The organism is Dictyobacter formicarum (assembly GCF_016587435.1).
This window is the reverse complement of sequence record NZ_BNJJ01000014.1, coordinates 161,055-176,137: the sequence shown is the minus strand read 5'-3', so window position 1 is coordinate 176,137 and position 15,083 is coordinate 161,055. Positions and strand designations below refer to the sequence as shown.

Below are 15,083 nucleotides of genomic sequence, written 5' to 3'. Positions count from 1 at the left end.
AACAACACAGACAAACCAATGGACCCGTCGAAGCAATTTTGCCCGAATTCGACGTGTTGCGCAAGAGGTCAAAGCGGAATGGGTACCATTCGCATTCATGACCGAAAACGAGAGCGCTATCGCTGTACGATCTGTCGCAAGACCTTCAGCCAACGCACTGGAACGATGTTTGAAGGATTGCGCAAACCAACGGAACTGATTATCATCGTAGTGACTTTACTGGCCTATGGATGTCCAGTGCAAGCCATTGTTCATGCCTTCGGCTTAGATGAACGAACGGTCGCCTCATGGCGAGATCGAGCAGGCGCGCAGTGCCAGCGTGTTCACCAGGGACTCGTTGAAACCACCTCGCTCGATCTCGTCCATGTTCAAGCTGACGAGATTCGAGTGAAAGGACGCAAGATCATTGCCTGGATGGGATTAGCGATGATGGTCTCCACTCGTTTGTGGCTGGCAGGAAGGGTAAGCGTGACGCGAGATCGTGAGCTCGCTGATGCGCTGATGCAACAGGTGCGACGCTGTTGCCAGGATCTCAAAGCCGTGCTGATCTGTACAGACGGATGGGGCGCGTACCCCAACAGTATCAAGAAAGCATTTCGAGAGAAAGTGAAAACGACGATGGGACGGGGACGGGCGCGTTTGCAGGTCTGGCCGCAGTTGCATATTGGAACCGTGATCAAGCGGAGTGAGCACAAACGGGTCGTCGAGGTGAAGCGTACCTTCTCGTATGGTCAACAGGAACATGCGATGCAGCTTCTCGCGAGATCAGCAGGAGGGAGTGTCCTCAATACCGCCTTCATTGAACGGTTGAATGGCACCATGAGACAACGCCTGGCTACCTTAACTCGCAAGTGCCGTCACGCTGCTTGTCGCATCGATGCTTTGGAATATGGAATGTATTTGATCGGCTGTACCTACAATTTTTGTTGGCCTCACCAAGAGTTGAGCAAATCAACGCATTTGGGTAGGGCATGTACGCCTGCCATGGCCAGCGGATTGACCGATCATATTTGGAGTCTCTCTGAATTGTTAACGTACAAGCTTGCTCCTCCTATTTGGATCGAAGCCAAACATCGAGGACGGCCGCGAAAACAACGCGAGCCAGAACGTGTACGCTCCCATCGCCCCCGACTTCGACTTCGAAAAGGGCATTTGTGCTCAGTCACCAGTTAGTGGGGTTCTACCCCAAAGGGAATCGCATACTCTTTTAACCATGTAATCACCTCTTCCAACTTCGTAACGCGTTGTTTTTGCATATTACCCCTCCCTAATCCGTCACATCAACAGGTTCCTCTATTATATACGAGCAATGAACCCTATTTGTTATATTTATACTTTTGGGTATACTTTTGCGTTAAATTATACAAGAAATATGGAATATAACACATAAGAAGAGAGGGATGACCGCCAGGCGGTCATCCCTCTCTTCTTATGTATTTGTTAGTTTAGTGCTTACGCGGCGGATAAGAGATGAAGACGCTTTTCAGTTCGCAGAACTCGTTCACGGAGTCGGGACCCAACTCACGGTGACCATTGCCACTGCTCTTCATACCGCCAAAGGGGAGATGAATTTCTGAGCCCGTGGTCCCGGCATTGATATAGACAAGTCCTGACTCAATATCGCGCATAGCTCGAAAGGCCAGGCGCGCATCTTCAGTAAAGATGCCAGTGGAGAGGCCATACTCGGTTGAGTTGGCGACAGCAATGGCTTCTTCATAGGAATCGACAGGAATGAGCGAGAGGAAGGGTCCAAAGATCTCTTCTTGCGCGATGCGCATACCCTGGGAGACATCGCCAAAGATGGTGGGCTGGTAATAGGCCCCTTCCTGATAGGCGTCCTGGGTGAGCATTGCGCCACCGGTTAGCAAGCGTGCACCCTCCTGTTTACCAATCTGTGTATAAGCATCGACAGCTTTGACACGTCCCCGATTGACCAGCGGTCCCACCTCGGTCTGAGCATCCAGACCATCGCCAATGCGCAAGCGCTCGGCCGCAGCCACCAGACGATCCACCAGCGCGTTATAAGCGGCACGGTGAATGATCACGCGGCTGGTCGCGGTGCAGCGCTGTCCAGTAGTGCCAAAGGCACCCAGCGTAATGTTATTGGCGGCAAGATCCAGATCGGCATCATCCATAATAATCACGGCATTTTTGCCGCCGAGTTCAAGGGCACAGCGCCGTAGATCACGGCCACAGAGCTCAGCCACGCGTCGTCCCACCTCGTTCGATCCGGTGAGCGAGATCATATTGATTTTTTTATGGCTGGCCAGGGCATCGCCAAGGGTACCCCCAGGACCTGTAATGACGTTAAAGACGCCATCGGGGAGGCCAGCTTCTTGCAAAATTTCGGCCAGCTTCAGGGTCAGCAAAGGAGTATCGCTGGCAGGTTTGAGAATCACGGCATTGCCAGCCAGGAGCGCGGGAAAGGTTTTCCAGGCGGGAATGGCCAGCGGAAAGTTCCAGGGGGTGATGATACCGACGATGCCGATGGGTTGACGGATCGTCAGGCACAACTTATCGGGAAGGCCGGAAGGAACCGTCTCGCCTTCGGCACGGCGTCCTTCCCCTGCTACGAATTTGGCCACATCAATCGCGGTCTGGACGTCGCCGCGCGTCTCGCGCAGAATTTTGCCCATTTCGCGCGTCATCAGGGTAGCCAGTTCTTCATGGCGCTGCTCTAATAACAACGCGGTGCGCAAGAGGATCTCGCCCCGTGTGGGCGCGGGCGTGGCAGCCCAGGCGTGCTGCGCCTTGACCGCAGCCTCAACCGCAGCCTCCAGATCAGTGATATCTGACAACTGATAGTGTCCAATCACCTCCTGCGTATGGGCTGGATTTGTGCTAGCAAATGTTTCACCGCTGTTCGAATGGCGCCATTGGCCCGCAATAAAATTCTGGTAGACGGGGGATTCGGTTGAGGATGTGTGTACCATAGATATCTCCTGTCGGCTATGTATCGATGCTCTTCATTGAACGAGGTGTCGATGATGAAATATGTTCACAGCCATTATATCAGAGCCAGGACCATCTACAGAAGTCGGCAACCCCCCGTTCACAACAGGTTTCTGCCAGCCAATCTAGCTGAGGAATAATCCGCTACGTATCAGTTGTTACCTCTAACGAGGAATTCATCGCTATTATTTTTTTTGGACATAAGCAAGTCTCGTTCAGAAAGAGAGTCACAGCATGGTCAATTGCCCCACGCATTCCCGACTCAGGAATGCGCCACGAGCAACGCTGCCATTCATTATTTTTAGCCTTCTACTGGCAGTGTTGGCCGCCTGCGGTGGTAGCAATACCTCCACTTCATCCACAAATTCACAAAAAGCGAACCTGGCTCAGCAACAGGTACTGAATTTTCCTAATGTCGGTATCAACGACCTGGCGGTGTTAGATCCAGCCCAGGGGCCAGATGGTAATTCGGCCCAGGCCGTCAATATGATCTATAGTGGACTGGTCAAAAACGATCAAAATCTGAAAACACTGCCAGATCAAGCGACGTGGCAAATTTCCAGTGATCAAAGGGTCTACACCTTCAAGATCAATCCTAATGTCACGTTTTCGGATGGAACTCCAGTTACGGCTCAAACCTATGTGTATACCTGGACCCGCTCCCTGCTCCAGGCTACAGCCTCCCCGATTGCATCATTCTTTATGGCTCCGATCGAGGGCGCCGATGCCGTGGCTAACAATAAAGCCAAAACTTTATCTGGTGTCAAAGCCATCGATGATCATACTCTGCAGGTAACATTGACCCACCCCACACCATATTTCTTGAGTGAGCTGAGTAATTCACTTTTCTTTCCCCTGAATCAGAAGGTAATTGAAAAGTATGGCAGCCAGTGGACCCAGCATGCGGCCGGAAACGGACTGGGTACGGGTCCCTTCATGGTAAAAGATTGGCAGCATAGCAAAAAAATGGTGCTGGTCCCCAATCCACACTACTATGGCAACAAACCCAAACTGACCCAGATCAATATGTTGTTTGTTGTCAATCCTGCTACGGCCCTGCAAACCTACCTGGCCGGCCAATATGACTTTATGTGGAATATTCCGGCCGAACTGCAGGTGACAGTAAAAGACAAACCTGGCTTTGTGCGCAAGCCGCTCCTGCAGAGCGATCTCCTCTTCTTCGATAACACGAAGGAACCTTTTAATAAAACCGCTGTGCGCCAGGCCTTTGCCTACGCCACCGACAAGCAAACCCTGGTCAAAGACGTCTTCAAAGATGCGGTCACGGTCGCTCCCACAATTATTCCTCCAGGTATGCCCGGTTACCAACCTGGCTATGCGGGACTTCCATACGACGCCAATAAAGCGAAGGAGCTGCTCAAATCAGCCTATCCCGATCTCAATAAGGTACCAAAGATAACCTTTTCGTATCCCAGCTCGCAGGTTTCAGCCAATGAGGCTGCCGTACTACAAAGTATGTGGCAGAGCGCGTTAGGTATTCAGGTAAAGCTCGATCCGGTGGAATTGAGTGCCTACAACGATCGCACCTCCAAGCATGAAGTGCAGTTTGGCTTCACCCAATGGGGAGCCGATTTTCCGGATCCTTATGATTGGCTGACCTTAAATCTAAGCAGCCACGCATCCAATAATAACGGTCAGTGGAGCAATGCTCAGTTTGATCAAATCGTTAAAAAGGCAGAGCAGACCAGCGATCAAAATGCGCGCATTCAGCTTTATAACCAGGCGGAACAGATTGCCGTCAGCGATGTGGGCTGGCTACCCATTGATCACCAGGCGCTGGCCGCCATTATTTCTACCTGGATTCATGGGCTAACCATGAGCGGCAATGGCCTCTACTTCGGCGATTGGTCAAATGTCTATATCCTGCAGCACTAAAACTGCGGCCTCCTATCTGTAACAAAAAACACAGCTCGTATGGTTACTAGATTAGAGTAGCCATGCGGGCTGTGTTTTTGAGTATCTCTACCTCGAAAAACGCACTAGACGCTCTCGATGGTAGGGCCAGCGCTCTCGGGGGTCGTCGTAGGTGGAGGCGTTGTTGGGGTCTCCTGTGCGGCGGCTGATGCAGGCTGATCGGCATAATCGCCATCCTGGGCCGGACGCTTAAACACATAGTATGCGGAGTTAGCAGTCAGGGGCTGATTGCTGGACAGTTCCCAGCCATCACGACCGATGCTATCGAAGTAGCGCCGTACAAAAGCGCTGCGGCGCTCATTATGCCCAATCAACGTCTCCACACCCTCGCAAGAGATACGTCCTCGATAATCGACGTATACGACTTTATATGCCCATTGTCCCATCGCGTACTCCCTCCTTTCCAGGAAAAATTTCCTCGCTATATATGGTCTACTTATTGGCATGCCTTAAGTCTCCATCAGTATAGCTCCATTGATACTATATCCGATAGCACCCTCAGCCACTACTTTTCTGCTCCGTGCCACATCGTCACGCCTCGCCCGCAGACAAATAGCACATAACAAGTAGCTCAACTGAACGATCATAGAGTGCCGGGTTCCACAATCAGCACACTATTTCTCACTGGGTACCATACCGATGGTTCCTCTGCACAGTCGTAGTATACCCGCGTATCAGAGCAACCACACCGCTATTTCAGCCAGTCTTTCAAGCCGGAAAAACTACCTGCCTGTTACCTGTCTATTTCTACAGGTATGCCAGACAACAAAAAACATTCACCAGGTACGTTACAATCTATGCAAAAATGCGTCTTATCATAGATAAGATACAACACTATCCCATCACTATATGATAGTGGGATAGCCTCATTGTCAAAAAGCAGATGATCCAATATAGTAGGACTGAGCAGAGCACCAATGCAGGACAATTTACACAAAGGGGAGTACTATGTCCGAACGTCATTTGTCGTTGTCTGAGGCACAAAAACAGTTAGCAGATTTGCCGCAGCTATTTCAACAGATTGAAGATCCAATTATTGTCACGGAAAATGATAAAGATATAATGGCTATTTTTTCTATGAAGAGCTATATGCAGATGCGTGAAACGATTGCCTCCCTCAATCAAACACTTCAAATCCTTCATGATGAAAAATTTATGGCGTCATTTCTCCTGACCCATCGTGGAATGAAGGCGGATAACCTGGTCTCGCTGGATCAGCTTAAACGTGAGCTCGGCTGGGAAGACGAAAATCTGGAATCGAAATGATGGGCATGTACATGCCCATCATGCCTGATCGGCCTCGCGCCGCTGCGCGTCTTCGATTAACTTAACCATAAATTGTAGCTTCTTGATTGTATGCTCCGCGTTGCGCTTATTACGTTCATAGCCATCGGGCGCTAATTGCTGGAACCAGAAACGAATATCTTCTTCCGAAATATCATACCACTTGGCATCGGCCTGCAAGCGTAAATACACACGCATCTGCGGGTCTTGCTTTTTGCGCGCAGCTTTGGCCGGACCCGCTTCGTCAGCGGTCTCCTGTTCATCTGCGGCCACGGCCTCAGCCACCTCAGCCGTTGGATGTAATTCGTTATACAATGCCTCCACATCACCCGCACGGAAGAACACATCGCGTCCCACGCCCCGATGTGTCTTTATACGCCCCTCTTTAACCCACAAATCCAGCGTCACCCGATCAATGCCTAAACGACGAGCAGCTTCACCCGCATCAACAAACGCAAACCGCCCACCACCTGGCTTACCAACCATCATACCAACCCTCCTTATGGTTTCTTACAATTATATGTTTATTTGTATTATAGCCCACAACGGTGCCGCTTTGCGCCCACCCAAAATACACATTCACATAAATTTAATACTTTTTATATACAAAAATAATTGTCCAAACGAATAAAGGTATGCTATGCTTGAAAATGGAAGAAACTTGTTTTAACGTTGTTAAATCAATAAATATCAATACATTTGTATTGGCTCAGGCTGTGTCTGAATGCCTTGCTTTACGTGCCTTCGGCTCCTAACACTACGCGCCCGCGGCGCTCAAAAGGTTTTTATTCGTTGGTGCAGCATGAGCGCTTTGCGCTCATGCTGCACCAACGAATAAAAAGGGCTCGGGCGCGCATGCGCCCGCCCGTATGGGGGCGCTTGGCTTCTTATGGTGACAGGTCTCAGATACATTTTTATACAAGGGAGGGAAGAGATATGTATGGGAACCAACGCTGGCCGTGGATATTATCGGTATCCAATATACCATTCACTCTTCGACTATGTGCCTGTCTGGCCAGTGTTCCCATCTGTGTGCTCATTTATGTGCTGACTTTCACGAAATTCTACGATAGCAGAATTCTGGTGGTGCCTATGCTTATCTGGGCCTGGACTTTTGATAAAAAGGGCACTTATATCTATTTCTGGAGTTTTGTGGGAGGTGTGGGTATATACTATCTGCTATCCCTGATAAGTGCTCTTCACCTGCCTGCGGTACCAATATCATTAATCATCGATATACCAGTGATAATTATAGTAGCCGTAGCCATAATAGCGTTAAAGAAACGGCAAATAGATAGAGATACCGAACCATTACGGGTTTTAACTGAGGAGAATAAACAGCAACGACAGCTGGCCGCCGAGCAGATTCGTCAATTTGAACAAATCAAAACACAGTTTTTGATCAATGTAAATCATGAGTTGAGGACACCGCTGGCCGCAACCTACAGCTACTTTGAGCTACTTAAAGTACTCTTTGAGCAGAAGGGTCAACTGGACTACAAAGATCACGGGACGTACTTGCGCGACGCTTTACGCTACTGTGAGGAATTACGCTCAATCGTCAATAATATCTTAGATACAATGGATATTGATAATATCCAGCCAGCTTACAGCTATGGGCAATATAATGTGGCAGAGGTTATTCTAGAAATATGCACAAATATCGATATAGTACGGCATGAACAGTACCGTATCCACATACAGGTGCCGTCCAACCTGTATGTGCAGGCCAACATGCAATACCTGCGCCACATTCTGCACCAGTTACTCACCAACGCCTTTAAATATACTCCTCCCGGCTCGCCCATCATTATTCGTGCCGAGCTCGATCCCGCGGAGGAGAATACGGTTTATATCAGCGTCAAAGATAGAGGGCCCGGCATTCCCTTCCGGGAGCAGGCGCATATCTTTGATCAGTTCGCGCGCTTGCCCCGGGATATAGGGGGAACCGTACGCGGCACAGGACTAGGGCTCTACATTTGTAGACAGCTAGTTGAACGCATGCATGGACATATCTGGGTAGAAAGCTCAGGACTCCAGGGGAGAGGCTGTTGTTTTCGCTTTACGCTACCCCGGGCCGAGGTTGTGACAGCAACCACGGGCCATATGCCCGGTGATCCAACTCAGGGGTTTTGAAGTCGATAAAACATCAAGAGTGTGCTACCGTAACGGCGCTCATCGGTTAAAACAAAATTCTGGCACTCAACCGCCGCTACGCCAGGACGCTCTTTCGGGTGAATCTGGACAATAATGACTGTATCATCTACCCAGAGTTTCGAGCTATCAACTAATCCTAATGCGCGAGCCGCCATCTCTTCATATTGAGGAGGAGCAATATAGATAATGTCGTATACTCGCGGCTGTCCCAGGGCCGGCGCGGGAAAGTAAGCACGCCTCTCCTGCCCATGAGCTGGCGGCAAAGGCTGCGCCTGATGGGCCTGCAAGAACTTAAACGAGTCACCTTGCAATACCTCTGCATGCGCGGTTAAATCAGTGATCTGCAAATTTTCACGCACCAGCTTGACGATTTTTGGATTCATTTCGATAAAAGTAGCCCGGGCGGCACCACGGCTCAACGCCTCAATGCCAACGCCACCAGTACCCGCGAAAAGATCCAGAAAGCGAGCGTCCGTAACCTCATCGGAAAGGATATCAAACAAGGCCGTCTTCACCCGATCCATAATCGGCCGGGTGCCAATTGTTTTGGGAGACTTCAGTTTTTTACCCTTTGCCTCACCGGTTACCACGCGCATAGCGTTCCTCCTCTAGCACTGCCAGAACAGCTTCTACCTGTTCAATAAAATCATCTTCCAGCTTCGCCCAGGAGATCAACGCTTCTACCTGGTCAACTTTCAACTTCTTGGTCACTGTAATATTCCAGACCCCCTCAATCAACTCACGCAATTGATCGTCAGAGATCTGCGAGAGTACGACATTGCTCAACACCTGCAGGCGCTGTGGGCTGGCGGTGGTAGCGCCCTGTGATTCACGCAAAGAGCTAATTTTGGTGCGGGCGCGCTCTAGCTCCTGCTCGCTAAATTCATCCGGAGACACGGGTAAATCTTCCAGTTCCTCCAGATCTTCATCGAGTCCCGGCCCGTCCTCCAGATCCTCAGGACCGATTTCTTCCACAAAACCAGCCCCTGACCGAGGCACACGCATCTCGATAATCGATGAATCACGGTCCCCCCGTCCAATGCGCGGCAGTTGTCCCGAGGATTGAGGACGAATGGGATCGGGCTCACTCTGCCCGTAATCAGGGCGGGTGGTGTTGTCGCTCTCGCTCCGCTTCGGCAGAGAAGTAGGTGCCGGACCACTCTGGCCAACGATCTCTTTGAGTTGCTCCAGGGCCTCGCGCAGATTAATGCCAGTAGTCAGGGAGCGCACATTGAGTAACTCCATCGCCTGCTTGGGGGTCAGATCCATATTTTCTTTTATATAATGGATAAATTGAGGCAGCGGCATATTGCTACCTGGTTCACCGCCCGGAACGGTCAGATTGCCTGTGCGCATAGTCTCGCCACTGCGCCCGGTCTGCGGCTCAGCTTGCGCGCCACCGCGTCCCTCGTTCGGTTGCGTGGCGGTCGGGGGAGCAGCCATGGCGGCCGGGCGATTGCCCGGCGTATTTACCCGTGAATTGACAGTGGGTTGAGCAGGCGCAGGTTTGGTCTTGGCCTGCGGTTGAGGAGTAGATCGCGCCATTTGAGCACGCGCCGCCCCTTGTGGCGAACGTTGATCCATATGTGTCGCCAGCTGCTGCATGCCAGCCTCAGCCTCATTAAATAGCTGTTCCCGCTCTTCTGCACTGGCGCCGAGAGGCACAGGAACACTCATCTCAACGGTATGGGTACGGCCATCTTTTGTATATTGGGACGCATAACGTAACCAGATATATGGCCCCGATTCTTCCTGTTTTTTACTATTGCCGTCCATGGACGCGCTCACCTACTTTCTCCTACAATGCTGCTCTACCTGCAATTCCAGGGACTCAGGGTCGATTATAAACAGTGTACATATATTATATCAAAAACGTCCCGCTGGCACATCCTAATATCATCACATTTCTTCAGTTTGTTAACAAATGTAAGCAGGCAGGGAGTAAATACTAACTATAGCTTACATAAGCACAGTGGAATGTCTTGATAAATGCTAAGATATAATGTATGGTACTACAATGAACCCATATTATAGGGTTGGTAATCAAAAGCCGTCCAGCGCAACCAGCATATGTTGCTCTCTTACGATGATACACGTTGTATAGTTCGTACTCGATAGTTTGCTTCTGTGCCAGAAAGTTGAGATAAGCTATCTATGATACCAGCACCGACTCAGCCGCCTACGCAGGTTGTTCCATCACCGAACACGACTGAACAGAACGCGGCCGCACCACCTAAAGTTGCGCTGACGCCGGCGCGCAGAAGAATGGGCCAGGCACCCCTGGCCAGGGCGATCAAAGCGATCTTGCGTCCCATCTTTAAGTTGCTCTACTATACGATTCGCTGGATGCGCTCGCATAAACTTGTGACCCTCCTGGCCATTTTGCTCGTTCTGGCAAGCATTTTCGGCACCAACTATCTATTAACCGGGCAGACACCGTTCAGCTCAGATTCCTCGGCCGCAGTGCAACAATCTGTACAACAGAATACACAGATCAGCCCTGATGTCCAGAACTGGCTGCTGGCCCTACGCTCGGGCGACCTCAATACGATGCTGAACATCCAAAAATCAATGGGTGCATCAACCAGGCCGCCAGATAGTGCTTTGTATGTTTTACAGTTCAGCGAGAAATATGCCCAGGTGAAGTGGACAGGTATCAGCGTCACCGGTCTAAACAAAGCCCCAGATGGTATGCTGGATATCTTTATCGAAGTGGACATGTCCTCAACCAGTACCAGTTCAACCACCAGTAGTAGCAATAGCATTGTGCTCTGGCATTTTACGACCATGCCAACTGGCCACATTTTCCTGATTGATTATGTATCGGGGCGAACAGCCTGATACTTCCACTACAATAATTAACAACATTTCGCTAAAATATTCTCGTAGCGCGAACGACCGATACCTAACCAATAAAACACCCTGTTAATGCATACAGTGTGCTGAAGGGATAGATACAGTGTCAACAAATACAACCAGAACCAAGCGGCCGCGTAGCGACCTTGATAAGTCCATTGATCTGGGTATAGATCAGTTTGGACGCTTTATTCGACGAGCCTGGTGGTGGATTGCCCTGAGTATTTTCGCCATCTGGTTCTTTACTTCTGGCGTCACTATCGCTGGCCTGGATGGTGGTACAGCCCTGAGCGGTATCATCCAGATTACATTCGCGATCTGTTATGTCTTAATCCAGTTTGTGGCCCTCTTCTGGTTCCTGGCTCGTCCGCGCCTCTATTGGGTCATGCCTGGCGAGACTGGCGTCACCTTTGACGACTACAAAGGCAATCCTGAGGTCTTAGAAGCTGCCCGCCGTATTGTGGCCCTGCTGCGCGGCGTGAAAGAATTTCAGGAAATGGGCGGTAATCCCGTCCGTGGTCTCCTTCTTTCAGGACCTCCCGGAACCGGTAAGAGTTACCTGGCGCAGTGTATGAGCACCGAGGCCGGCGTCCCCTTCGCCTATGCCAGTGCCGCCAGTTTCCGCGCCATGTTCATCGGTATCGATGTCCTGATGATCAGCAATCTCTATCGCAAAGCTCGCCGTCTGGCCCGCGAATACGGCGGCTGCGTCGTCTTTATGGATGAGATCGATGCCATCGGTGGCTCGCGTGGCAATAACGGCGGTATGGGCATGATGGGTGGCATGATGGGTGGCATGATGGGCGGCGGCACTGGCGGCCTTAACCAGCTGCTGATGGAGATGGACCCACCCAACATCGAGACCGGCTGGTTCAAGAAGATTCTGCGCACGCTGGGCCTCTACCACGGTCGAGCGCAGCATCAACCCGTCCTGACCATCGGAGCCACCAACCTTCCCGATGCGTTGGATCGCGCCCTGCTGCGCCCCGGCCGCTTTGATCGTCAGATCAACGTCGCTCCACCCACCGACAAATATCGGCCCGAAGTGATCGAATACTATCTCAACAAAGTCGAGCATGTTGACAACATCTCTATCACAGCCCTCTCGGCCCGTTTCGTCAACTATACACCTGTTGCCATCAAGCACGTTGTCAACGAGGCAGTGATCATCGCCCACTTCGCCGGACGCACAAAGGTGACCTATAAGGACCTCACCGAGGCCCAGGATGTTCATGAATATGGCCTGCGCCAGATCAGCGAGCTCACAGAAATTGAACGACGCCGCCTGGCCTATCATGAAGCCGGCCATACCGTTGCCAGCTACTATCTGATGGAGCGTTACTTCCCAGCCTATGTCACCATCCATATGCGTGGAGATGTTGAAGGGGCTGCTGCCTTCGCCCATCCACGTCCAAAAGAAAGCGTTGTAACGCATAACCGTGAAGATGTCCTGGCCGATATCCAGGTTTCGCTGGCTTCACGCGCCGCGGAAGAATTATTCTTGAACACAAAATTGAATGGCGTTACTGGTGATTTTGCGCATGCCACAGCTCGTGCAGCTTTCTATATCGGTGCCTATGGCATGGATAATACCATCACGTCCTTCCTGGCCTTTGGGGATGCGGGAAATGCTCTGGGAGCGGTACCACGTTTTGCGGATCGGGTTGAGGCGCTACTGCAATCTCAGTTAAATGCGGTCAAGCAGCTTTTTATTGAGCATAGTGAGGCGGTCATCGCGGTCTCGGAGGCATTGATCGAAAAGGATGAGTTGGTGGCGGAGGAGATCAAAGAGTTGATCGACAATGCCGATGCTCGTCAAGCCTCGAAAAACATTTTCAAGGAGCTTACCCCCTTGCTGGAGGCAGGCTCAAGTTGGAATGGCAACGGCAACGATCATGATAATGGTCATGAGACCTATAGCAATGGCCATGGGCACAGCAGCGAATCGATAGCCAGTCCCCCGATCAACAATATGAGTCTGAATATCAACGTAGATGGGGTGCACCTACCACCCCTGGGCTATACAGATAATCTGGATCTGTAAAGTGTAAAGTCAATCATAATTAGCCACGAGGTTCCCGGGTAAGGGAACCTCGTTTTTTGTGTGTAGGTAAAATAGATAGCTTAAAGTCGTGATTACTTGAATAATTTTGGGTTATTTGCTACTGTTGTCAAAGATTATTAGTAATTTCCCCATCATAGAGGAGATAGGTGCGACATTCATGAATACAGTTCTCTCAAATGCGACCAGTACACATGAACATACTTCCACGCCCATGACCAGGAAAAAGTTACTTTTGATCGGCGGCGCCCTGCTTGTGCTATTGATCATTGGACTGTTGATGCGCCTGTATACTCTGGGTGTGCCCTTTGACCGGGACTCATATGATGAGGGAGTTTACTGGCAGACATTGCGCTCACTGGCAGCTGGCTCGGCGCTGTACCATCCCACGTTCTATTCGCAGCCACCAATGTTCATCCTCTCTATCTTCCCTACCTACCTGCTGTTTGGTCAGACCCTGTGGGCGGCCCGGCTGGGTATTGTCCTGGTGTCGCTGCTGGGTCTGGTGGGAGTATTTCTGCTGGGCTATGCTTTGCGTGGCTGGATCGGAGCTTTTATTGCCCTGCCATTATTGCTGCTGGCACCGCTCTACCTTTCGGCCTCACAAACCATTCAGGCAGAAGGGCCCCAGGTAGCCTTCTCGATCCTGGCAGTGGCCTTTGCCTACCTCTGGTGGCTTAAACCCTCTGGCTGGCGTGGTGACCTCTACGCGGCCCTCTGTACGCTTACACTGACCTTAAGTGTCTTCAGCAAACTCTTCGCACTGGCCACGCTGGTACCAGTCTGTCTGCTGGCCCTGGCCCATCTCTGGCGCATCCGGCAGCAGGCAACAGGAATGCGCTGGCAGGCCAGCCGCTCGCTGCTTATCGGCATCGCCGTCATGGTCATAGCAACATTATTGATCATGCTGCCTTATCTGAACCGGCTAGGAGATTTCTGGTCGGGCGTGATCAGCTTCCATACCGCGGCGAGCGAGGTCACTGGCCATGTAAGCAACACCGGCAAGGTTGTGCGCTTCTTTATTGCTCCCCTGGGTATTGCCGCCCTTTATGGCAGTATCGTCGCCCTTGTGAGGAAAGATTGGCGCGTCGTACCGCTACTGGGCTGGGCGCTGGCCTGCGCAATTTTGCTCTGGCAGCAAGAGCCGCTGTTTGACCATCATTTTGTGATAGTGATACCTGCGCTGGTCGCTTTGACCTGCATGGGACTGGGACCTCTGCCCCTGAACGGTCAGCAGTGGCGTCAACCTTCCGCGCTGCTCACAGCCGGCTGCCTGCTGCTCGTGCTGATCAGCATTGGCTTCGGGGCCAGAACAATCCAGCTCAATTATCGCCATTTGCAGACACAGGCAACGTCGGCGGCCACTCAGGGCACGCTGCGTACCGCTCATGACCTGCAGCAGGTCGTATCACCCGATCAACTTGTAATTACCGACGGGCAATTCGTTACTGGCCTGGCTGGACGCAACACGCCACCGGAACTGGTGGACACATCCAGTGTCCGCATCAACACCAATTATCTAACCAGCGACCAGCTGATCCAGCAGGCATCGCAGCCCAAAGTACAGGCCATCCTATTCTATACAGGGCGCCTGACAAATAGCAGACTACAAGCCTTCCGCGACTGGATACCCGCACACTTCCGCAAAGTACATAGCTATGGCAAGGATAGTTCCCTATGGGTTAAAATACAATAAAGTAATTGTTTACCAACCGTTGCTATTCGTGCTTTCGCAATAAGCCATGGCAAGCCTGGCACATACACGCCGATGCTTAAAAATTTATGGTGTGTGTTGCATGGATGGTGCCGGGCACCATCCATGCAACACACACCATAG

Annotated in this window: 12 protein-coding genes; 7 read left to right on the top strand and 5 right to left on the bottom strand. The window is 51.2% G+C overall.

Annotated features, from left to right (window positions below):
- Positions 1-78: 78 nt before the first annotated feature.
- Positions 79-1,173 carry a hypothetical protein gene (locus JMI88_RS23940; RefSeq protein WP_236023030.1) on the top strand — a complete coding sequence of 365 codons (1,095 nt, stop codon included), beginning with the start codon at positions 79-81 and terminating at the stop codon, positions 1,171-1,173.
- 272 nt (positions 1,174-1,445) lie between these two features.
- Here JMI88_RS23940 and JMI88_RS23935 read toward each other — a convergent pair whose 3' ends face one another.
- The gene (locus tag JMI88_RS23935) at positions 1,446-2,933 is read right to left on the bottom strand and encodes an aldehyde dehydrogenase family protein (protein ID WP_236023029.1); all 1,488 of its coding nucleotides are present in this window, start codon (positions 2,931-2,933) and stop codon (positions 1,446-1,448) included.
- Between the two features lie 253 nt (positions 2,934-3,186).
- On the opposite strand from JMI88_RS23935, the gene JMI88_RS23930 reads away from it, so the two are divergent.
- On the top strand, positions 3,187-4,848 hold the full coding sequence (locus tag JMI88_RS23930) for a peptide ABC transporter substrate-binding protein (protein WP_201364487.1): 1,662 nt from the start codon (positions 3,187-3,189) through the stop codon (positions 4,846-4,848).
- 104 nt (positions 4,849-4,952) lie between these two features.
- Here the strand turns inward: JMI88_RS23930 and JMI88_RS23925 are convergent, their stop codons facing one another.
- Positions 4,953-5,273, bottom strand: coding sequence for a hypothetical protein (locus JMI88_RS23925; RefSeq protein ID WP_201364486.1), 321 nt, complete (start codon positions 5,271-5,273; stop codon positions 4,953-4,955).
- A gap of 562 nt (positions 5,274-5,835) precedes the next feature.
- On the opposite strand from JMI88_RS23925, the gene JMI88_RS23920 reads away from it, so the two are divergent.
- Complete coding sequence (locus JMI88_RS23920; protein ID WP_201364485.1) at positions 5,836-6,153, top strand: type II toxin-antitoxin system Phd/YefM family antitoxin; 318 nt, start codon at positions 5,836-5,838, stop codon at positions 6,151-6,153.
- Positions 6,154-6,171: 18 nt separating this feature from the next.
- On the opposite strand, the gene JMI88_RS23915 is transcribed toward JMI88_RS23920, so the two are convergent.
- Complete coding sequence (locus JMI88_RS23915) at positions 6,172-6,660, bottom strand: helix-turn-helix domain-containing protein (protein WP_201364484.1); 489 nt, start codon at positions 6,658-6,660, stop codon at positions 6,172-6,174.
- Positions 6,661-7,107: 447 nt separating this feature from the next.
- Between JMI88_RS23915 and JMI88_RS23910 the strand changes: the two genes are divergently transcribed.
- Complete coding sequence (locus JMI88_RS23910; RefSeq protein WP_201364483.1) at positions 7,108-8,307, top strand: sensor histidine kinase; 1,200 nt, start codon at positions 7,108-7,110, stop codon at positions 8,305-8,307.
- Here JMI88_RS23910 and JMI88_RS23905 read toward each other — a convergent pair.
- Positions 8,295-8,924 carry an RsmD family RNA methyltransferase gene (locus JMI88_RS23905; RefSeq protein WP_201364482.1) on the bottom strand — a complete coding sequence of 210 codons (630 nt, stop codon included), beginning with the start codon at positions 8,922-8,924 and terminating at the stop codon, positions 8,295-8,297. The two genes, JMI88_RS23910 and JMI88_RS23905, sit on opposite strands and share 13 nt — an antisense overlap.
- Complete coding sequence (locus JMI88_RS23900; RefSeq protein ID WP_201364481.1) at positions 8,905-10,116, bottom strand: hypothetical protein; 1,212 nt, start codon at positions 10,114-10,116, stop codon at positions 8,905-8,907. The genes JMI88_RS23905 and JMI88_RS23900 overlap by 20 nt, the downstream gene beginning before the upstream one ends.
- A 366-nt stretch (positions 10,117-10,482) precedes the next feature.
- On the opposite strand from JMI88_RS23900, the gene JMI88_RS23895 reads away from it, so the two are divergent.
- The 3 genes from JMI88_RS23895 (at position 10,483) to JMI88_RS23885 (ending at position 14,942) form a co-directional block, all read left to right on the top strand.
- Positions 10,483-11,169, top strand: coding sequence for a hypothetical protein (locus JMI88_RS23895; RefSeq protein ID WP_201364480.1), 687 nt, complete (start codon positions 10,483-10,485; stop codon positions 11,167-11,169).
- 118 nt (positions 11,170-11,287) lie between these two features.
- Positions 11,288-13,228, top strand: a complete 1,941-nt coding sequence (locus tag JMI88_RS23890) for an AAA family ATPase (protein WP_201364479.1) — start codon at positions 11,288-11,290, stop codon at positions 13,226-13,228.
- A 178-nt stretch (positions 13,229-13,406) separates the two neighbouring features.
- Positions 13,407-14,942 carry an ArnT family glycosyltransferase gene (locus tag JMI88_RS23885; RefSeq protein ID WP_201364478.1) on the top strand — a complete coding sequence of 512 codons (1,536 nt, stop codon included), beginning with the start codon at positions 13,407-13,409 and terminating at the stop codon, positions 14,940-14,942.
- Positions 14,943-15,083 lie beyond the last annotated feature (141 nt).

Excerpts from the sequence above, each read along its gene's own strand:
- JMI88_RS23920 (WP_201364485.1), top strand. The coding sequence starts at position 5,836 with ATGTCCGAACGTCATTTGTCGTTGTCTGAGGCACAAAAACAGTTAGCA.
- JMI88_RS23910 (WP_201364483.1), top strand. The coding sequence starts at position 7,108 with ATGTATGGGAACCAACGCTGGCCGTGGATATTATCGGTATCCAATATA.
- JMI88_RS23935 (WP_236023029.1), bottom strand. The coding sequence starts at position 2,933 with ATGGTACACACATCCTCAACCGAATCCCCCGTCTACCAGAATTTTATT.
- JMI88_RS23895 (WP_201364480.1), top strand. The coding sequence starts at position 10,483 with ATGATACCAGCACCGACTCAGCCGCCTACGCAGGTTGTTCCATCACCG.
- JMI88_RS23885 (WP_201364478.1), top strand. The coding sequence starts at position 13,407 with ATGAATACAGTTCTCTCAAATGCGACCAGTACACATGAACATACTTCC.
- JMI88_RS23940 (WP_236023030.1), top strand. The coding sequence starts at position 79 with ATGGGTACCATTCGCATTCATGACCGAAAACGAGAGCGCTATCGCTGT.
- JMI88_RS23915 (WP_201364484.1), bottom strand. The coding sequence starts at position 6,660 with ATGATGGTTGGTAAGCCAGGTGGTGGGCGGTTTGCGTTTGTTGATGCG.
- JMI88_RS23905 (WP_201364482.1), bottom strand. The coding sequence starts at position 8,924 with ATGCGCGTGGTAACCGGTGAGGCAAAGGGTAAAAAACTGAAGTCTCCC.
- JMI88_RS23930 (WP_201364487.1), top strand. The coding sequence starts at position 3,187 with ATGGTCAATTGCCCCACGCATTCCCGACTCAGGAATGCGCCACGAGCA.
- JMI88_RS23925 (WP_201364486.1), bottom strand. The coding sequence starts at position 5,273 with ATGGGACAATGGGCATATAAAGTCGTATACGTCGATTATCGAGGACGT.